Here is a 19,387-nt window from a genome sequence, read left to right on the forward strand (position 1 = left end):
TCGCGAACCGCGATCCGGCCCGCTGTCTTATCGAATTCATCCTAACCTCAGAACCAGGGTTGGATCAGGGCAGTCTCAGGGATGACGTCACCCTAGTCTTCCGTACCATGGGAGTATGAGCACACAGTTCCAATCCCCCGGCCACTCCGGCGACTCTGCACGCTCCATCGGCGGTGACCTTGTCGCCACGATGAAGCGAACCTTCATCCCGGTGATCCTGCCGCTGGTCGCGATGTGGGTGATGTTCATCCTCTCCTTGGTGCTGGGCAACTGGTTCAACCGGTCTTTGGCGCTGAACGCCCGGGACCTCAGCGGACTGATCGGGATTCTCTTCATGCCGTTGCTGCACGGAGGGTTCGCTCATCTGATCGGCAACACCATGTCCTGGCTGGTGCTGGGCGGAATGACCTCAATGCTCACCAAACGGTTCACCACGGTGATGGTCTCCCTCTGGCTGCTGTCCGGGGCTGTCCTGTGGCTCATCGGCACTCCGTGGGTCTGCCACGGCGGGAACTGCGTGGTGAACCACGTCGGCGCCTCCACGGTGATCTACGGTTTCGCCGCCTTCATCGTGACCTACGCGATCCTGGCTCGCAGGTTCCTGGCGATGCTGTTCGGCATTGTCGTAGCCTTCGTCTACGGGATCTCCATGCTGATCGGGATGCTGCCGATCACCCCGGGGGTCTCCTGGACCGGACACCTCGCCGGGGCGGTCGCAGGCGTGGCGGTAGCCTTCTTCTTCACCAAGGAGGCACGAGCCCAGCGGCAGGTGGGCACCTCCTCCGCCGCCGAGCTCGCCGCACCGCCCCAGACCACCGGCCGCTCCCGACGCCGCAACAAACCCGAGGATTCCGACGACGGCATGGAGATCGACTACAGCAAGTACCTCTGATCCGGAGGCCAGCTGATGGCGTGGATCTGGGCTCTGTGACCTGGGACTTTGGCAAGCGTGACATCAGTCGTGATGAGTGGAGCCTCAAGGTTCTCTGACATGGCCACGCACAACGCGTCGTAGGCGGAGAGGTTGCCTCTCAACTCCCATGCCCTGGGCAGCAGCGGGTAGTGCGGCACCGGCTCCATTGGGAGCGCAGCGAGAACGAACCTGACTTCGTCCGCTGGCCGGGTCTGCGCAAAGCCCGAGCAAGTTCCTCAGCAACGTAGTCAGAGAGTCTTTCCCGCCGGGCGGCACACGCCTTCAATCCCCGGTGAATCTCTTCAGACACATTGCGAAGCTGAATCATGGACATGCGCTCAGGATGCTTTCATCGAAATCACATGTTAAGTCCTCGCTGTGCACTCCACACCTGATCTTCAGCGCACCTGGCAGTCACCTACAACCACAGTCCATGGAGTAATCTGTCGCCGTCGCGGGGCGGATTAGCCCAAGCGCACGGAGGCTCACCACACGTGGGCGATGTGAAGATCTGCGGATCACCCCTCTTCGAGCAGCTCGGTGACCAGGGCGGCGATCCGCGAGCGCTCAGAGCGGGTCAGGGTGATGTGGCCGAAGAGCGGGTTGCCCTTGAGAATCTCGACCACGGCGGCCACGCCGTCGTGCCGGCCCACCCGCAGGTTGTCGCGCTGGGCGACGTCGTGGGTGAGCACGATCTTGGAGTTCTGGCCCATCCTGGACATCACCGTCAGCAGCACGTTCTTCTCCAACGACTGCGCCTCGTCGACAATCACCCAAGCATCATGGAGGGAACGGCCGCGGATATGGGTCAGCGGCAGCACCTCCAGCAGCCCGCGGGCCATGACCTCCTCGAGCACGTTCTCAGAGACAAGCGCCCCCAGGGTGTCGTAGACCGCCTGCCCCCAAGGATTCATCTTCTCAGCTTCTGTGCCAGGCAGGTATCCCAGCTCCTGTCCTCCCACTGCGTAGAGCGGCCGGAAGACGATGATCTTCTTGTGCTCGCGGCGCTCCAACACCGCCTCCAGCCCGGCGCAGAGCGCCAGGGCCGATTTGCCGGTGCCGGCACGGCCGCCCATGGACACGATCCCGATCTCGCGGTCCATCAGCATGTCGATGGCCAGCCGCTGCTCGGCAGACCGACCGTGGAGCCCGAAGACCTCTCTGTCCCCGCGGACGACCTGCACGTGCTTCTTCGAGGTGGCGTCGACCTTCACCCGGCCCAGTGCGGAGCCGTGGCCGGAGGAGATGACCAGGCCGGTATTGGTGGGAAGGTCGTCGGCGGCGTCGAGCTCAATCCGTTCTCCTTCGTAGAGTTCCGAGACCTGCTCCTCGGTGGCGGTGATCTGGGCAAGACCGGTCCATCCGGAATCGGCCACCCACTCATTGCGGTACTCATCGGCGTCCAGACCCATGGCAGAGGCCTTCACCCGCATCGGCAGGTCCTTGGAGACCACAGTGACATCGCGACCCTCGTCGGCGAAGCTCTTGGCCACCGCCAGGATGCGGGAGTCGTTGTCGCCCTGGCGGAATCCGGCCGGCAGCACGTTCTCATTGATGTGGTTGAGCTCCACCAGCAGGTGGCCGCCGCGCTCGTTGAGCGGGATCGGCTGGTTCAAGGCCCCGTGGTTGACCCGCAGTTCGTCCAGCAGCCGCAGGGCGGAGCGGGCGTAGTAGCCCAGCTCCGAGTCGTGGCGCTTCTTCTCCAGTTCGGAGATCACCACAATCGGGATGATGATCTCGTGCTCGGCGAAGCGCAGCACCGCCTTGGGGTCGGAGAGCAGCACCGAGGTGTCCAACACATAGGACTTCTGCGCCAGCTCAACCGCCACAGCGGTCTCAAGGTCCTCGGCAATATCAGGGGTGGTGTTCAAGGAGGCCACAGTTTCTCCAGACGGGGGTTTTCCGAGCGGAGTGCAGAAAAGGCCCCACAGCTGAGCAGTCCTCGGAGACCGCGTCGTCGAATTCCTCGGCGCAGTCATCCTCGTACTCGGCTGCAGGACCTTGTGCATCCCCGCAACGATTCTCGGATGGTGGTCGGCAGGCCCTCAGCCAGTTCGGCGGCCAGGGACCGAGCCGGCCCCCTCTGCCTTGTGGCGTCAAGCTATGGGCCTTCCGGTCAGTGTTCTGACAATCCCCAATCTAGACCCACAGATGCCGCAGACCGGGGCGAAACACCGAAGCGTATGTGACATCTGAGTAAACAATGGCTGACAGGGAGTACGACGACGCCGCGGGACAGCTTCAGACGTCAAGGCCGCGGCCAGTGCACTCGGGACAGGGGTGTCCCGGCGGTGCCGGCCCCGGGGCCAACACCGCTCAGGCGCCGAAACGGCGCTGCCGGTTGGCGTAGTCACGGAGGGCGCGCAGGAAGTCCACACGGCGGAAGTCGGGCCAGAGCGCCTCTGCGAAATAGAACTCAGAGTAGGCCGACTGCCACATCAGGAACCCGGAGAGGCGCTGCTCGCCGGAGGTGCGGATGATCAGGTCCGGATCTGGCTGGCCCCGGGTGTAGAGCCAGTCGCCAATCGCCCCTGGAGTGAGCTCCTCGGTCACCTCAGCGAGGGTCTTGCCGCGTTTACCAGCGTCCCGGAGCAGGTCTTTGACCGCATCCACAATTTCCTGGCGGCCGCCATATCCCACCGCCACGTTGACGTGGACGCAGGGCTCGTCACTGCTCGGCTGGTTCTCAGCGCTCAGATCCTCGGCATTGACCAGCGGGATCGCCCCGGTGGCGGTGGTGACGTCCCAGAGCTTGGTGGCCAGAGGTTCAGGCAGCAGCTCCGGCTGACCCACCGGATGCACCCGCACTGGACGCCCCCCTGGCTTGGACTCTGCGAGTCGGTCCAGGGTGTCGCCGATGATCTCCATCAGCTGCTCCAGCTCAGCCTCGGAGCGGTTCATATTGTCGGTGGAGAGCATGTAGAGGGTCACTGTGGGGATTCCGACCTCGGCACACCAGCCGATGAACTCCACGATCTTGTCAGCCCCGGCCCGGTGCCCGTCCGCCGTGGGGGTCCCGGCCAGCTTGGCCCACCGCCGGTTGCCGTCGACCATGACACCGATGTGCTGCGGGATTCGGTCGTCCTTGAGCTCGGCACGAAGTCTGCGCTCATAGACGGCATAGGCCACATCAGTCAGCCCGAGCAGCGAGCGTTTGAGGGGTCCGCGTCCGTTCACGTGCTCCACTGTAGGGGATGAACGCCAACGGTACCTCGATAAATCCGGCCCGATCATCAGGATCGGCTATCGCCGGCGAAAGGCGTTGACGTCATAAGGACGCTGTGCCAAGGTGCTGAACAGGGGAAGGGAAAGGATCTGCCCCCGGGAGAACGGCTCACCAGAACACCTTCGGTGGCCTCACCACACTTGTCACATTAAAGGACAGAAAAAGGTTGGGGCACTGTGCAACCAATCGCCATCCTCTGACGACTCACAGGTATCAATATCAGCGACACGATGAGGACAATCATGAGTACCACCACTGATCGGCCCACTCGCCACAGAATGGTGACAAGCCTGGGACTTGTGGCCGCACTGGCGCTGATTGCCTGCGCACCTGAGGAAGAGCAGGCCTCCTTCGAGGAGGTTGAGCCAACCGCCGCTGCCGGAGAAGGCAATACCGGTGCTGAGGAAGGATCCCAGGACGACGAGGATGAGGCGACTGATGACCACGGGAACAGCGACGCCGACGCCGGAAATCGCGAGGAGCCGGAGCGTGACCTGAGCGAACCCGTCGTGGTCCAGCAGAGAGTCTGGGACTTCGTCAATGAGCAGGACGTCGATATTGAAGTCACCATCGATCCCTTCATGCGGGACTCGTTCGAGGGGGATGACTACATCTCCGGACATATGACCTATGAGGTTGTCAGTGAGGACGGCGAGTTCGCTCTCGATCAGTACGGCACAGCTCCCGCTGAGGTGAGGCTCTTCGATCCGCGGGATCCCGAATTCCTGTACTACCCCAATGGAGTGGCCACTGAAACACTGGGGGAGATGGCGGCCGATGTCGAGGGTCCTATCGCCTCGGCCGGTGAGGGTCCGCTCCGTTGGGCAGCCATCTATACCGACCCCGGAACCGACAGCATCTCGGTACTGCTGCCCTATGTGGGGCTGGTCGAAGATGTGGGGATCGTGGACCGTGCGGAGGTCTCACCGCAGGATTACCTCACCTATGGACAGTCGGAGGAGCCATTTGAACTCATCCTCCACAACGAATTCCCGCTGGATATTTACCGCGAGCGCGCCGGCGGTGATATCAACATCCGCGAGGAGGGCGGGGAGTCCGTCATCACCTTGGACGCCGAGGTCCTCTTCGACTCTGATGAGTATACGATCCGCGACGACGCCGAGGAGGCGCTGGCCTCCGCAGCCGAAGAGCTCGAGCGCGCTTCGGGTGGTGAACTCCAGATTGTCGGTCACACGGACAATATCGACACCGAGGACTACAACCAGACGCTCTCGGAGAACCGGGCTGAGGCAGTTCATCAGCAGCTTGGTGAGCTGACCGATCTTTCAGCATTCGACGAGGTCTCGACCGAGGGCCGCAGTCTGCGCGAACCTATCGCCAGCAATGACACCGAGGAAGGTCGGCAGGCCAACCGCCGCGTAGAGCTCCACTTCACGCCCCCGGAGCCCGGGGAGTTCGAAGATCTGGAAGGTCCCGGAGACAGCGGAGACATGCCGGCTCCTCAAGGGCCAGTAGGTCAGGCCGACGAGCCGCTGACCGTCACTGCAGCCGATGGCCGCGCCTCCGAAATCACCGTGGAAGAGGTATACAGGACAGGTGAGGTTCTAGTGGGCCGGGTCAGCGTGGAGGTGACCGATCTGCCCGAGGAGACCGATGGCGCCGGCGCTCTGGCATGGCCGGTCAGTTTCGGCGAGACCGGCGCCCGGGAAGATCATGACAATGTCTTCAACCCGGGCACCCAGACCGACGCGCTGACCCTGCTGATTGGGAACCAGCGAATCTTCCCCTTAGAGTACGGCGCAACCGACTACGTAGAGATCGAAGGCGATGGAGAGGTCGTCGAAGGGGACCACCCGTGGTACATGCCGCTGACAGACCGCGGCTTCGGCTACGATGCGCCTGCCGGAGTTGGCACCCGAGCAACGGCGACAGTCATCTGGCCCAATATCCCCGGTGACACAGTGACCATCGACGTCCCCGGCGAGACAGAGCATGCCTACCGCCCCTACAGCGACCCGTTCCGCTTCACCGAAGTGCCCGTCGAGGACCTCAGCTCAGTGGAAGCTGATGATGAAGAAGATGACATCGACAGCGGCGCCGAGGATGACACTGTGGACGAGAACGAGGACTGAGCCCAAGCTCACGGCTCTTATTACTAGCTGGTCACTTGGCGTTTTACACTAGGAATATGGTCGAGAACACCACAGACGATCCCGCAGCGGCTGGCAGTGCACAGCCTACCGGCGGCGTCGCCCCGGCCGACCGACTCTTCGACTCTGAGGTTCCGCTGAAGCCGCGGCTGCGCGGCTGGCTGCACGCGGGTATGGTGCCGCTGGCGATTGCGGCCGGGATCGCCGTCGTCGCGCTCTCCCCCACCCTGCAGCTGCAGATCGCCTCGGCGGTCTACGCCATCACCGGGCTGCTGCTGTTCTCGGTCTCGGCCACCTATCACCTGGGCCGCTGGTCGCCACGGACAGCCAGGCTGCTCAAACGGCTGGACCACACCAACATCCTGCTGATCATCGCCGGGACCTACACGCCGCTGACTTTGGCCCTGCTGGAGGATCCGGCGCGCACCATCCTGCTCTCCGGGGTGTGGATCGGAGCGCTGGGCGGTGTGGCCTTCCGACTGTTCTGGACCGATGCGCCACGCTGGCTGTACACCATGTTCTACATTGTGCTGGGACTGGCCGCGGTCTGGTTCATCGGTGATTTCTTCTCCGCTGACGTCACCGCCGCAGTCCTGATCTGCGCAGGAGGAGCGGCCTACATCACCGGGGCGGTGTTCTACGCGCTGAAGCGGCCGAACATCTCACTGCACTGGTTCGGCTTCCACGAACTCTTCCACGCCTGCACCTTAGTCGGGTTCATCTGCCACTACATCGCGATTCTGTTCGGGATACTCTGAACGACACCCCCGCGCGATCACCGGCAAGTGCCCACTCGCCCGGTGAGGCGCCACGGGGCCGGTGCCTGCCGGAACGCCCCGTAATTTCTTAAGGGCCGGCGCGGGGATTCACGTTCGGGCTGCTCATCTGAGACCCTCCAGAGCGGCCCCGATTGACGGTGCTGGGGCCAGACACATCCCGCCGGACTCACCGTTGAGACAGATGCTCACCTGCAGCTGCTGGTCAGGGCCGACGACGGCGTCCTGCCCCAGCGGCTCCACGGCGATCCCGAGCAGGATGCCTGCACGCCTGACTTCTGCCAGGTCTTCGGCTTTCCCGCTCATGAACCGGAACGCCGGTGAGCCTTGAGCGGCGCGGCGCGCGGCCAGCAGCGATCCACCGACCGCTAATGGAGCCTGGGGACCGATCAGCGGCAGGTGACGGAGAAGGTCCCCGGGACGCAGCGGCTCCCATGCGTTCGGACGCTCCGGATGCCTGGGCGGCTTGACCCAGGGCAGGTCCATCATCAGGCCTGCGCCTTCGGCTTGCTGGAGCGCCTGAGCCAAGGTTGCGATGCCGCTGGGCTCGGGACCGTCGACAGGTGTGGCATGTGCATCGCCTCCCTGTGCATGGGTGAGCAGCCCATCGGTATCCAGCGAATCGAGCACGGTGATGCCCTCCGCGCTGGCGGTGATGAACTCGTTGAGCACGAATCGCAGCACACTGGCGGCACGGTCGAGCCATGTGTGTCCGTCGGCGCCGGCGCTGGCCAGTGCCACGCACATGCTGGTGACCTGCGCATGGTCGGCCAATGTCCCTGCTCCGTTCCCCCGGCGGCCACCATAGGAAGTCCGGTAGATGGTGGTCGAGACCCCTGACTGACCCTGGACGCTGCTGTATCCTGCGCGCAGCTCATTGACTGTGCCTCTAGCGTCCTTGGGCGGGTCTGATCGGTGGGTCTCTGCATGAACCTCCCAGAGCTGCTCGGCAACCGCCTCAGCGAAGTGCAGCAGCTGCGGATCGTTCCACAGGGCCGCGGCGTCGGCCAGGGACCGGACCGCTTGTGCGTTCCAGGCGGCGACCACTTTGTCATCCCTGCCCGGCTGGTGTCTGGCACTGCGGATTTCCCTCAGCCTCGGCAGCGCGGCCTCCCACAGCTGAAGATCAGTACCGGAGAGCGGCTCGTCGAAGTGCAGAGTGCGTGGCGTCTGCGCGGTGATGTTCAGCGGAGCCCCTGCCCGCAGCGCATGCTCATCAGCTGGCACTCCGCGGTTCAGCTCGGCCAGTCGCTGAGCCTCCGCCAGGCTGAGGCCCACGTCCTGGGCGGCTTCGGCGAGCTGCTCGTCACTGAACAGATAGGTGGCACCTTCGGTCCGGATGCCGTCCTCCCCCACCGTGTCGGCGTCCAACGAGGAGGCCAACAGTCCCTGCTCGGTCAGCATTCGGGCCCGCAGCCAGTCGATGGTCATCCGGGCTGTGCGTGCGGCGTTGTCCTGAGTCTCAGGATCTGCGGCCGGATGCACCGAGAGCCTGGCGTAGCTGCCCAGCAGCTGGGCGTTGTCGTAGAGCATCTTCTCGAAATGCGGCAGGCACCAGGCCCGGTCTGTGGCGTACCGGGCGAAACCGCCCTCCACCTGGTCCAACAGCGCGGAACGGGCCATCGACTCCATGGTGTGCACCGCGATTCCGCCAGCGCGGTCATCCTGCTGGTCCGGATCAGCGGCACGCCCCTCACCGCTCAGCACCCAAGCCGACTCCTCGAGCAGCCAGCCCAGCAGCGGCGAAGGCGGGAATTTCGGTGCCTGCCCGAAGCCACCATGCACCGAATCCTCTTGCGCTACGAGAGCAGCCAGCACCTGGCCGGTGAGCTCGGTGAGATCCACCGGGGTTCTGCCAGGTGCCGAGTCGTTCGCGCTAGCACCCGCACTGTCTTCAGCCGCCTCCGAGTGCTCCGGGGGAACTCGGCCCTTCGCTCGGCTCAATCGGTCGTCGTTCCCGGTCTGTACCGCTGTAGCGAGCTCGGCCTGCCGGCGCCGCTGCTGCCCCAGGGCTTGGGAGATTTTGCCGGCCTGTTCCTCCACCTGTTCGCGACGCTGGGTCCAAGCCTGATCCACGGCATGGAGCACCTCAGTGAAGGAAGGGACCTGGCCCGTACGCTGCGGCGGAAAGTAGGTGCCGGTGTGGAAGGCCCTGCCGTCAGGGAGTGTGAACACACTCATCGGCCAGCCCCCTTGGCCGGTCATGGCCTGAGTCACTGCCATATAGGCGTCGTCGACATCGGGATGCTCTTCGCGGTCCACCTTGATGCTGACGAAACGCTCATTGAGGAGGGCTGCGACGTCATAGTCCTCGAAGCTCTCATGAGCCATGACATGACACCAGTGGCAGGCGGCGTAGCCGATCGAGACGAACACCGGAACGTCCCGACGCTCCGCCTCGGCGAAGGCCTCGCTCCCCCAGGGCCACCAATCCACCGGGTTCTCGGCGTGCTGACGCAAGTAGGCCGATGGTGCGGTGCTCAGACGCTGTGCCATCACTCCACGCTAACAACTGCAGCTGGAACAGAGCATGACGGGTCAGGATGTCACCGAGTGCTGGATTATCGCCGCCTCCGTCTGTGCCAGGCGGAGAGAATCTGGCACTCGGCGGTTCAGGGGCACCATCCGCGGCTCAGTAATGCCACCTTGAGCTGCTGGATGGCCGTGGCGAATCCTTCACGGTCGTCCTCCACGTTGAACTTCAGCACCGTCCAGCCTGCAGCGACGAATTCGTTGTCCCGGCGCTGGTCAGCACGGGCACGGTCCGGAGTAAAGTGCGAGGAACCGTCGTACTGAATCGCAATTTTGTACTCGGGATACCCGGCGTCTGCCCGGCGGCCACCTGGCCGTCTGGGCTCAACTGGCACCTGAAGCTCCGGCTCCGGCAGTCCGGCGTCGATGACTGCCAAGCGGAAAGCGGTCTCCTTGGCCGAGTCGGCGCCCACGCGAATGAGCTCTAGAGCCTTCCGCGCTCTGCGCACACCACGCCTTCCGCCTGCATCGCGAAGCATCTCTTGGAGGTTCTCGACCGTGGTGTACGGTTCCTGGCGTCGTTCGGCCCAGTTAGTAGGGTTCTCTGACCAAAGAATCGCCAGCGGCCACGAGCTCCTCAAGACCGAGGGTGGACGCCATCTCCATCCACAGGCGTCCGGGTGAGCTGATGCGCAGCCATCTGATCAGCGGATGCTTCATCACATCCTCTCCCCCGCTCTGAACACGATGGCACCGCACCCCTGAGCGAGTAATCTCAGCACAACTGACCGGAACACTGATGTGGACCGGGGAGTCCCGCTGCACGCGGCGTGTCACGGGACAGTCAAGAAGCAGCAGAGCTGTGGAGTGAGAGAGCCAAGCGTGGCGGTACTCCCGCGCCAGGGCCAGGGCTCGCAGCCGATAGAGGTGGACTTCGCTGGCACCGGCGGCGATGTCACGGTGTGCATAAACTCCTGAGCCGAGCCGGACGATGTCGGTTCGCCACGCACGGCTGGGATGCTCACCGTGTACTTTCAACTGTCGCAGGTGAACCCTTGGTGCCGCAGGGGTTTTGGAAGCTCTCGGGCTCGTGCCATACCTTGTAATTTTCATTAAATAATGTTTGGACTCAATAGATAACTTTTCGTTGTGGAAAGGTTCCGCGGATTTTTGAGTCGACGTCACCGAATGGCAGAATCTCTCCGCCTCCGTCGGTGCTGGGCGGAGAGATTCCTGCACTCGGCGCTCAAGGGACGGCTAAGCGGGGATGCTGACAGTCGCGCCGGGGGTCATCTGTTCAGCTCAAGCCGCGGAATACCTGGGGTGTCGAAGCCGAAGACCTGGCCGTAGAAGCTCAGCGCAGCCTCGAAGCTGGCAATGATGTTCTCTGCCTTGCGAAAACCGTGTTGCTCCCCCTGGAACAGCAGGTAGGCATGGGGGATGCCCTTGGCCGCCATCGCATCGCGGAACGTCTCAGCTTGGTTCGGCGGCACGATCGGATCCTCATCGCCCTGGAGCAGCAGCACTGGGCAGGACAGTGAGTCCACATGGTTCAGCGGCGCCCGCTCACGGTAGATGTGCTCATCCTCCGGATAGCGGCCGATGAGCTGGTCCAGATAGCGGGATTCGAAGTCGTGGGTGTCCTGGGCCAGTGCGACGACGTCGGCCACGCCGAACTGTGAGACCCCGGCGCTGAAGGTCTCAGTGCGGGTCAGGCAGGCCAATGTGGTCCACCCGCCGGCGGAGCCGCCCTCGATTCCCAGCCGGTTCCCATCGGCGATCCCCTGCTCTACCAGGTGCTCCATCACCGCCACCGTGTCCTCCACGTCCACCACGCCCCACTGGCCTTTGAGCCGGTCACGGTAGGCGCGCCCGAATCCGGTGGACCCTCCATAGTTGATGTCCACCACGCCGATCCCACGGCTGGTGTAGTAGGCCACCGCCAGCGACAGCCCCACAGCGGCCTTGCCGGTGGGCCCGCCGTGCACCTGCGCGATGAACGGTGGCAGCTCTCCTGCGACCCCGGTGTATCCCTCTTGGTGGGGCCGGTACACCACTGCATGGACCTCCTGCCCGGCGCGGTCCACCACGGTGATCGGCTCGGGCGTGGGCAGCAGGCCGGGGTCCGGGACATCGCGGCGGGATGAGCGCACCGTGTTCAGCGGCCCCAGCACAGGGCCTGAGGGGTTTTGGCCGGTGGTCAGCTGTGCTGAGCTGATGGCAGCGAACTCATCAGCTTCCACTCCGTGGACGGCAAGCAGCCCGTCCTCCCTACAGGCGACTGAGGCAATGGCGGTATGCGGAAGACCGAGCTCAACCACACTGCCATCGGCAAGGTTCAAGACACCGAGCTTGTCCATGGCTGTGCCATGGACTGTGAGCATCCGCTCACCATCCAGCGGCTCCAGCCAACTCATCCCCAGTTGCCAGAGCGGCCCGGCATACTCCTGGTCATCGTTGAGCACCTGTTGCGGCGCTGCGCCCATTCGGAGCCTCCAGGGGTTCCACCAGCCGGACCGGTCGCAGAGATAGATCAGCTCCTGGCTGCTCAGCCACCGGGGGTTCAGCACCGAGGTGGAAAGGTCTCCTTCTGCCACGTGCTCATTGACCACGACGGCGCCCGCACCCCGGTCGGCCAGCTCGCCGATATGCAGTGCAGTCCCGTCCCAGGGCATCTGTGGATGCTCCCAGCTGATCCATGCCAGGCGGGACCCATCGGGTGAGATCTGGGGGTCTGCCACAAAACGGGAGGAGGGCGTGATGTGCCTCAGGGCGGCGGCGTCGTCGGCCGCGCTCCCGTCGATCGGCACCGAGACGATGTATCGCTCAATCAGAGGCGCGCCGTTGTCATCGGTGCTGTCATGGTGGCGTTCGCACACCCACCAGACCTCTTGGGTGTTGCCGGCCAGGGTCATCACCCGGGTCGGCTGGGCCCAACGCAGCGAGGGACCGTGGGCGGCAGCCTCTGGGCCGGCCGGGCTGATGGGTGTGGGCCCCTCGCCCTCATGGAAGCGGTAGATGCGTTGGTCGGCGAAATTGACGAACAGGATCAGGGGCGGGGCCGCGTCGTCTTGCGCTATGGCCGTCCAGGAGGCTCCGCCGTACTCGTGGACCCGGGAGCGGGCGTTGAAGGGCGCAGGCAGCACCGTGATGGTCTCTGGGGTTCCGGCCTGCTCGGCGACCGGGCCGGCAGTGCGCACGATAGCCTGCCTCCCACCTTCGGCGGCCAAGCCTTCGGTCCACCACAGCTGGTCACCGACCCACTGCGGACCGCCGAGCCGGTTGCCGCCGGTAGCCAGCTGCTCAGCGGAGATTAGGGAGGGCCAGGAACCGTAGGGAAGTGAGGTCACCATAGACCAAGCCTATAACTGCGCTCAGTGGCAGAAGCGCTCCGCCTGCTTCAAGCCCGCGGCCGGGATGACGCACATGATCCGGCAGTCCTGGTGGCTGCTAGGCGTCCTCACGAGATGCTGGCGTACCGAAGCGGGCTTCGGCCGCGGCAGTGCGGGCCCGCTGCTGCGCCTCGGAGATGCCCGCCGGGGCGATCTCGCTGGGCTGGACTTCGTGGGGGAAGTCCGGATCCTCGCCGGCCAGCTCGGCCTCCACCTGGGTGCGGTACTTCATCCGGCGCATGCGCTTGGCGAGATCCCGGACCACGAAGATGACCAGGACCACGATCAGCATGGTGAACAGGAATCCCTCGATCCCCGGGCTGATGTCCGATTCGGTCAGCCCCTCCCGCAGCGGCGGAGTCTCGCCACCACCACCGCCCGGCCACCACTGGGTCAGGGCGGGTGTCAGAGCATCGGAGAATAACGTCACAGGGCTATTCTACGCGGTCCCAGCTGTGCGACAGCCGCAGCCGACTCTTTCAAGGCGTGACGGTGGCCAGGGCTCACTCGCGCAGCCCGGCGAACAGGTCGTCTTCGGGAATGGAGGTCTCCACCACGGAGTCTGCCAGCACGAAGTCATCGTAGGGCCAGACCTCGCGCAGGAAGTCATTCGGGGTGGCGAAGAAGAATCCCTCAGGCTCAACCTGGGTCCGGTGAGCGCGGAGGGCAGCATCCCGGGCTTCGAGATAGTCACCCACAGGCACCTGTGTGGTGACCTCATGGGTGGTCAGCCAGTCGGGGCGCTCCTGCTCGTTGTCCCAGCGGGCCAGCCTGTCGCCGAAGGGGGACTCGATGCCTGCGGCGGTCAGCGCCTCATGCAGAGCCTTGAACCGGCCGGGGTTGAAGGCACGGTCGTAGTAGAGTTTCTGCGGCTGCCAGGGTTCACCGCATCCGGGGTACTTCGCCGCGTCGCCAGCGGTGTAGTAGGCCTCCAGACTGATCTTGTGACTCATGATGTGATCCGGGTGGGGGTAGCCGCCGGATTCGTCGTAGCAGGTGATCACATGCGGGCGGAAAGCGCGGACAAGCCTGACCAGCGGGGCTGTGGCCAGCTCCAGCGGCAGCGTGGCGAAGGACCCGAACGGCAGTGGCGGCGTCGGGTCGCCTTCTGGCAACCCCGAGTCAGCAAAGCCCAACCAGACATGCTGGATGCCCAGGGTCTCAGCGGCCGCCGCCATCTCCATGCGGCGCACACCGGGAAGGTCCCGGTGGCACTGATGAATCTCCGCCGCTGCGGGGTTCAGCAGGCTGCCGGCCTCACCCCCGGTTGCCGTGGCGACCATGACCTCGGCCCCGGCTTCCGCATAGGCGGCCATCATCGCCGCGCCCTTGGAGGACTCATCATCTGGATGGGCGTGCACCGCCAACAGCCGGAGGCCGGTGGAGTCAGGGACTGCCCCTGGCCCGTCAGGAGCCCGGCGCTGGAGTTCCTCGGCTGCGATCTCCGCCCGCGGATCATCTGCGGGCACACCTTGGGCCTGAGAATCAGCTTCTGGAAGCGTGGTCTGTCGCATGAACATCTAGGATAGTCCTTGATGACAGACACTGAATCCACTGCTTCACGTGAGCGCCAGGACCTCGGCCACCGCTACGGCTCCCCCCGCCGCGGTTTATCCCCCAGGCGGCAGAGGATCGCCATCATCGGTGCCTTGGTTGTGGCGGTGGGGACTGCGGTCTGGTTCACAGTGAACATGAATGTGGGCCGGCTGGAGTACAACGACGTCGGCTACACCATCGTTTCTGACACACGCGCCTCGGTGGACTTCGAGGTGACCAAAGATTTCGACGACACTGCCCAGTGCATGCTGCAGGTGCTCGACAGCTCCTATGCGATCGTCGGGTCGCGGATCGTGACCATCGATCCGCATGAGGGAAATACCTCAGCGGACCGTAGTGCGTACTACACCTCAGAGCTGCGCACTGAGTACCGCGGGGTCTCCGGAATCGTGGACTCCTGCTGGCTCGTTGATTGAGATTACGGGCCGTCGTCTCTAAGATGTTCCAATACGCAACAACCCCGCCAGGGAACTCCCGGGCGGGGTCTGTATTTAGATGGCCCTCCAGATCAGCCGGGGGTCATCTGCAAGTGGAAGAGGAGAGCATCGTGTCAACGAACACCGCCGAAGCCGAGGAAAACTCCCAATGGCTGTCCCAGGAGGCCTTCGACCGTCTGTCGGCTGAGCTGGAGCAGCTCAAGGGCCCTGGTCGCCAGGAGGTCGTTGACCGGATTGCCTCTGCCCGCGAAGAGGGCGATCTGAAAGAGAACGGCGGCTACCACGCGGCCAAGGAAGAGCAGGGAAAGATCGAGGCTCGCATCGCCTACCTCTCCCACCTGCTGGACCACGCCCGAGTGGGCGGGACTCCCCCGGACGATGGCGTGGTGGAGCCTGGCATGCTGGTCAAGGCCAAGGTGGCCGGCCGGGAGATGGAGTTCCTCTTCGGCAACCGAGAGGTCGCCGGAGACACCGAGCTCTCCGTCTATTCCGACGCTTCCCCTATGGGCGAAGCCATCAACGGTGCCAAGGAGGGCGACCAGGTCAGCTACGCTGCGCCCAACGGCAGCGATATCACCGTGGAGATCCTCTCCGCCCGCCCCTACGCCGGCTGACGACAGGCCAGCTGATGAGGCTCGGAGCGTAGCGACGCAGCCGACTTTAGGCGTGACGGCGAGCAGTTGGCTCGCCGAGAGCCGGGGGACCAGCACTGCCTAGTTCATCACCAGGGGTTCGTAGCCCTCAGCACGCAAGGAGTTGAGCACCAGGGCTGAGTGCTCGGAGCCTTTGGTCTCCATGTTGATCACGATGGAGACGTCCCCCATGGACAGTGCACCGCCGATGCGCGAATGGTCTACCCCGATGACGTTGGCATCCGTGTCAGCGATGATCCGGGAGATCACCGCGAGCTCTCCGGGCCTGTCCTTGAGCATCAGCTTCACCGTCAGGAACCGATCGGCAGCCGAGAGGCCGTGCTGGATGACCCGCAGCATCAGCATAGGGTCGATGTTCCCTCCGGAGAGCACCGCGACCACGCTTGCGGGTTCGATGCCGAGTTCGGCCAGTTTGCCTTCCATCAGCGCGGCCACGCTGACCGCTCCGGCCGGCTCCACCACCAGTTTGGAGCGCTCCATCAGGAAGATCAGCGCCTTAGCAATGGCGTCCTCGCTGACCGTGACCACATCGTCGACCAGTTCCTTGATGATCTCGAACGGGATCTCACCGGGCCTGCCCACAGCGATGCCGTCGGCGATGGTGCGCACTGCCTGCAGCGGCACCAGCGCATCAGCTGCCAGCGAGGGCGGATAGGCTGCGGCGTTCTCCGCCTGGACACCGATGAGTTTGATCTCCCGGCCCTGCCGGGCCGCCTCCTGCTTCAGGGCCACCGCCGCCCCAGCCAGCAGACCACCACCGCCGATGCCCATCAGCACCGTGTCAACGTCGGGCTGCTGCTCCAAGATCTCCAGCCCGATGGTTCCCTGCCCGGCCACCACATCGGTGTGGTTGAAGGGGTGGATAAACACCGCACCAGACTCGTCGGAGAACCGCTGGGCCTCAGCCAGCGCCTCATCCACATTGGAGCCGTACAGCACCACCTCCGCCCCATGGTCCCGAGTCGCGGCAAGCTTGGGCAGTGCGACCCCGCGCGGCATATAGATCGTTGCCCGGACGCCCAGCTTCTTGGCCGCCAGCGCCACACCCTGCGCGTGGTTGCCGGCAGAGGCTGCGACGACGCCAGAGGTCTTCTCCTCTTCGGTGAGCCGGGCCATGCGCACATATGCTCCGCGAACTTTGAAAGAGCCTGCGCGCTGCAGGTTCTCGGCCTTCAGGTGCACCGTGGCCCCAAGCATCCTGCCCAATGCCCGGGAGTGTTCCATGGGGGTATCCACGATGACCCCGCCCAGCAGCTCACGGGCTTCCTGGACGTCCTTGAGCTGGACGCTGAGCTGGTCTCCAGGAATCATGCGGCCTACAGTGTCAGTCATTCTTGGTGACGTCCTTGTCCTCGTCCTGCGGGCCGGAGTCTGGGTCCTTCCTGTCCTGCTCCATCGCCGGCACCGGGGCAGGTGTCTGCTCCGACGCTCCTTCGGTCTCATCGCTCCTGGGGCGTCCGAAGGAGCGCCTCTCTGGATTCAGTCCGGGGATGGTCTCGAAGAGTCGGTGCCTCAGAGACGCGATGCTGGCCTGCTCATCAGCCTCGATCTTCTCCTTGTGCGCGGCCCGGCGAAGAGCTTCCTCTTTGACGGTGCGCTCCATGTCCAAGGCTCGCTGATCGTTGCGCCACTCCTCCTTGTTCAGGTACTGGGTCACCCGGTTGATGAAGGCCAGCACAGGCACCGCGAACAATGCTCCCACGATCCCAAGCAGGGTAGTGCCCGCGGTCACCGCGATGACCACCGCCAGCGGATGCAGCTTGACCGCCTTACCCATCACAATGGGCTGCAGCACATTGGACTCCAACTGCTGGACCAAAAGCACCACTCCCAACATCAGCAGCGCGGTCAGGAAATCATGAGCGACCAGGGCAAGGAGCACAGCCACCGCGCCAGTGACCACGGCACCGACAATGGGGACGAAACCGCCGAAGAACACCAGCACCGCAATCGGAAGCGCCAACGGGATGTCCAGGATCCATGCGCCCAGGCCGATTCCGACGGCGTCCACGAAGGCCACGAACACCTGCACGCGCATATATGTGCCGACCGAGGTCCAACCCCTGCGGCCGGCACCGTGGATGGCCGGACGGTGCTTGGCCGGAACGAAGAGCACCAGGAAGTCCCAGATCTTCGGACCGTCGGAAAGGAAGAAGATGAGAGTGAACAGCACCAGAATGGAGCCGACGGCGATGTTTCCGGCGACCGACCCTACACCGACCGCACCGGACATGATGGCCTCGGAGTTATCCTCGACCCAGGTCACTACCTCATCGATCCACTGGTTGAACTCTTCGGTGGAGACCTCCAGCCCGAAGTTCCGTAGCGTCTGATCGGCCCAGTTGATGGTTTCGTAGATTCCGTCTTGCACATCCTCGGCCATCTCTGCGAAGCCGGAGACAATCTCATTGCCCACCAGGGTGAGGATGCCGACAACGACGGCCAGAAAGACGAGGATGGAGGTCATCGACGCCAGGATGCGGGGGAATTTGATCTTGCGGAAGAGAGCGAACAGCGGGCGCAGCAGGGTGGCCAGAAGTCCAGCGATCGCCAGTGAGATCAGGATGAGCATGATGTGGCTCAGCAGCCAGACCAGCACGCCGAGCGCGATCAGGATGATGATGATTCGCCAGGACCACTCGGCAGCGATCCGAACGCCCCACGGGATGTCCTCACGCAGACGCTGATCGTCCAGCTCCTTGGCCGAAGGCAGCAGCTGCTCCCCGCCTTCCGGCGCATATTCTTCCGCAGGTGCGGGATCCGCAACGTCGGTGGTGACGGACTCGCTGGTGTTCTCCGGTGTTGAACCAGTGCTCATGGGCTCCATCTTGTCACGGTATATACGGGGTCAGATGCAAAAGCGGTCCGCCGGAGAGAACCGACGGACCGCTTCGACAATAAAGACGATAAGGTGATCAGTCAGCCATCGACCGCAGAATGACGATGACCCTCAGAATCTCGATGTAGAGCCAGACCAGGGACACGGTGAGACCGAAGGCGGCGGCCCAACCGTACTTCTGCTCAACACCAGCCTTGACCCCCTCATCAATGTTGGTGAAGTCCAGCACCAGCGAGTAGGTGGCCAGCAGAATGGCGAAGGCACCGATAGCCACACCGAGCCAGCCGGCACGCATGCCGAACATCCCGATGTCGGTGAACATGACCAGTCCGAAGTTGATCAGGCTGAACACCACGTAGGCGATCAGCGCGGTGAAGAACATCTTGTTGAGTTTGGGAGTGGCCCGCACCTTGCCGGACTTGAACAGAGCCAGCACTGTGCCGAAGACCACCAGAGTCGCTGTCACCGCCTGGAAGGCCACACCCGGGTAGGCGATCTCCAGCACCCAGGTGAAAGCCCCTAGGAAGAAGCCCTGAGTTCCGGAGTAGGCCAGGATCAGCGCCGGGTTCGGTTCACGTCGGAAGGCATTGACCAGACCGAGCACCAGACCGCCGAGCACGGCAATCACAGCCAGGCCCATCACCGCACCGGGCATCATCGAGGCCAGTGTGACAGCCACACCCGCTCCGACCAGCAGGACCGCGAAGCTGGTCACCGTCTTGCGGATGACGTCGTCGTAGGTCATCGGGGTGCCCTGCGATCCAGCGTGGGCAGGCAGGTTGTACTGCTCTTCCAGCTTGTCGCTCGGCGGCAGCCCGTGCTGCTGAGCATAGGTCTGCTGCTGGCGCGTATCCTCGCGCACAGTGCCTGCGTTGGAGTCCATATAGAACCGGCGGCGCTTGTCCGCGTTGAACTGGTCAGGCATAGCACCCGATCTGAAAACCGGGTTGCTGGAGCTGCCGAATTGGTTGGCCATAGTGGTTCCGCTCTCCTTCATGGGGTTCGTCGTCA

Annotated in this window: 16 protein-coding genes; 5 read left to right on the forward strand and 11 right to left on the reverse strand. The window is 64.0% G+C overall.

All coding sequences use genetic code 11. The features are described from left to right. Positions 1–115: 115 nt before the first annotated feature. The gene (locus DVO78_RS01780) at positions 116–892 is read left to right on the forward strand and encodes a rhomboid family intramembrane serine protease (protein WP_120003074.1); all 777 of its coding nucleotides are present in this window, start codon (positions 116–118) and stop codon (positions 890–892) included. Between the two features lie 539 nt (positions 893–1,431). Here the strand turns inward: DVO78_RS01780 and DVO78_RS01790 are convergent. Together DVO78_RS01790 and uppS are read right to left on the reverse strand one after the other, a co-directional pair. Then, entirely contained in the window at positions 1,432–2,766 is a 1,335-nt protein-coding gene (locus DVO78_RS01790; protein ID WP_238385099.1) for a PhoH family protein, read from the reverse strand. Positions 2,767–3,229: 463 nt separating this feature from the next. After that, positions 3,230–4,090, reverse strand: a complete 861-nt coding sequence (uppS, locus tag DVO78_RS01795; protein ID WP_420799042.1) for a polyprenyl diphosphate synthase — start codon at positions 4,088–4,090, stop codon at positions 3,230–3,232. Between the two features lie 291 nt (positions 4,091–4,381). Here uppS and DVO78_RS01800 point away from each other — a divergent pair, with 291 nt between their 5' ends. Further along, positions 4,382–6,232: an OmpA family protein gene (locus tag DVO78_RS01800; protein WP_157983806.1), complete on the forward strand. Its 1,851-nt coding sequence runs from the start codon at positions 4,382–4,384 to the stop codon at positions 6,230–6,232. Between the two features lie 56 nt (positions 6,233–6,288). Then, complete coding sequence (trhA, locus tag DVO78_RS01805) at positions 6,289–7,008, forward strand: PAQR family membrane homeostasis protein TrhA (RefSeq protein ID WP_120003079.1); 720 nt, start codon at positions 6,289–6,291, stop codon at positions 7,006–7,008. A 123-nt stretch (positions 7,009–7,131) separates the two neighbouring features. Here trhA and DVO78_RS01810 read toward each other — a convergent pair whose 3' ends face one another. The 6 genes from DVO78_RS01810 to mca form a co-directional block, all read right to left on the reverse strand. Continuing rightward, positions 7,132–9,522, reverse strand: a complete 2,391-nt coding sequence (locus DVO78_RS01810) for a thioredoxin domain-containing protein (RefSeq protein ID WP_120003080.1) — start codon at positions 9,520–9,522, stop codon at positions 7,132–7,134. A 116-nt stretch (positions 9,523–9,638) separates the two neighbouring features. After that, entirely contained in the window at positions 9,639–10,037 is a 399-nt protein-coding gene (locus DVO78_RS01815) for an endonuclease domain-containing protein (RefSeq protein WP_120003081.1), read from the reverse strand. Between the two features lie 52 nt (positions 10,038–10,089). Continuing rightward, on the reverse strand, positions 10,090–10,536 hold the full coding sequence (locus tag DVO78_RS01820; RefSeq protein ID WP_120003082.1) for a hypothetical protein: 447 nt from the start codon (positions 10,534–10,536) through the stop codon (positions 10,090–10,092). Between the two features lie 251 nt (positions 10,537–10,787). Beyond that, entirely contained in the window at positions 10,788–12,851 is a 2,064-nt protein-coding gene (locus tag DVO78_RS01825) for a prolyl oligopeptidase family serine peptidase (protein WP_120003083.1), read from the reverse strand. Positions 12,852–12,948: 97 nt separating this feature from the next. After that, the gene (locus tag DVO78_RS01830) at positions 12,949–13,320 is read right to left on the reverse strand and encodes a hypothetical protein (RefSeq protein WP_120003084.1); all 372 of its coding nucleotides are present in this window, start codon (positions 13,318–13,320) and stop codon (positions 12,949–12,951) included. A 73-nt stretch (positions 13,321–13,393) separates the two neighbouring features. Continuing rightward, the gene (gene mca, locus DVO78_RS01835; RefSeq protein WP_120003171.1) at positions 13,394–14,404 is read right to left on the reverse strand and encodes a mycothiol conjugate amidase Mca; all 1,011 of its coding nucleotides are present in this window, start codon (positions 14,402–14,404) and stop codon (positions 13,394–13,396) included. A gap of 21 nt (positions 14,405–14,425) precedes the next feature. On the opposite strand from mca, the gene DVO78_RS01840 reads away from it, so the two are divergent. Further along, positions 14,426–14,863, forward strand: a complete 438-nt coding sequence (locus tag DVO78_RS01840; RefSeq protein WP_120003085.1) for a DUF4307 domain-containing protein — start codon at positions 14,426–14,428, stop codon at positions 14,861–14,863. Between the two features lie 128 nt (positions 14,864–14,991). Then, positions 14,992–15,498 (forward strand): transcription elongation factor GreA, encoded by a 507-nt coding sequence (gene greA, locus DVO78_RS01845; protein ID WP_120003172.1) that lies wholly within the window; start codon positions 14,992–14,994, stop codon positions 15,496–15,498. A gap of 99 nt (positions 15,499–15,597) precedes the next feature. Here greA and ilvA read toward each other — a convergent pair whose 3' ends face one another. The 3 genes from ilvA to DVO78_RS01860 form a co-directional block, all read right to left on the reverse strand. Beyond that, the gene (gene ilvA, locus DVO78_RS01850; protein WP_420799043.1) at positions 15,598–16,869 is read right to left on the reverse strand and encodes a threonine ammonia-lyase; all 1,272 of its coding nucleotides are present in this window, start codon (positions 16,867–16,869) and stop codon (positions 15,598–15,600) included. Beyond that, positions 16,862–18,355 carry an AI-2E family transporter gene (locus tag DVO78_RS01855; protein WP_120003086.1) on the reverse strand — a complete coding sequence of 498 codons (1,494 nt, stop codon included), beginning with the start codon at positions 18,353–18,355 and terminating at the stop codon, positions 16,862–16,864. Before DVO78_RS01855 ends, ilvA begins: the two co-directional genes overlap by 8 nt. A 97-nt stretch (positions 18,356–18,452) precedes the next feature. Then, entirely contained in the window at positions 18,453–19,352 is a 900-nt protein-coding gene (locus DVO78_RS01860; protein WP_120003174.1) for a Bax inhibitor-1/YccA family protein, read from the reverse strand. Positions 19,353–19,387 lie beyond the last annotated feature (35 nt).

Source organism: Nesterenkonia muleiensis, assembly GCF_003600155.1.
GTDB classification, from domain to species: Bacteria; Actinomycetota; Actinomycetes; order Actinomycetales; family Micrococcaceae; genus Nesterenkonia; species Nesterenkonia muleiensis.

What these genes read in the sequence shown, in the direction of transcription:
- DVO78_RS01780 (WP_120003074.1), top strand. Translation starts at nt 116, where the DNA reads ATGAGCACACAGTTCCAATCCCCCGGCCACTCCGGCGACTCTGCACGC.
- DVO78_RS01800 (WP_157983806.1), top strand. Translation starts at nt 4,382, where the DNA reads ATGAGTACCACCACTGATCGGCCCACTCGCCACAGAATGGTGACAAGC.
- trhA (WP_120003079.1), top strand. Translation starts at nt 6,289, where the DNA reads ATGGTCGAGAACACCACAGACGATCCCGCAGCGGCTGGCAGTGCACAG.
- DVO78_RS01810 (WP_120003080.1), bottom strand. Translation starts at nt 9,522, where the DNA reads ATGGCACAGCGTCTGAGCACCGCACCATCGGCCTACTTGCGTCAGCAC.
- DVO78_RS01815 (WP_120003081.1), bottom strand. Translation starts at nt 10,037, where the DNA reads ATGCTTCGCGATGCAGGCGGAAGGCGTGGTGTGCGCAGAGCGCGGAAG.
- DVO78_RS01825 (WP_120003083.1), bottom strand. Translation starts at nt 12,851, where the DNA reads ATGGTGACCTCACTTCCCTACGGTTCCTGGCCCTCCCTAATCTCCGCT.
- mca (WP_120003171.1), bottom strand. Translation starts at nt 14,404, where the DNA reads ATGCGACAGACCACGCTTCCAGAAGCTGATTCTCAGGCCCAAGGTGTG.
- DVO78_RS01840 (WP_120003085.1), top strand. Translation starts at nt 14,426, where the DNA reads ATGACAGACACTGAATCCACTGCTTCACGTGAGCGCCAGGACCTCGGC.
- ilvA (WP_420799043.1), bottom strand. Translation starts at nt 16,869, where the DNA reads ATGACTGACACTGTAGGCCGCATGATTCCTGGAGACCAGCTCAGCGTC.
- DVO78_RS01855 (WP_120003086.1), bottom strand. Translation starts at nt 18,355, where the DNA reads ATGAGCACTGGTTCAACACCGGAGAACACCAGCGAGTCCGTCACCACC.
- DVO78_RS01860 (WP_120003174.1), bottom strand. Translation starts at nt 19,352, where the DNA reads ATGGCCAACCAATTCGGCAGCTCCAGCAACCCGGTTTTCAGATCGGGT.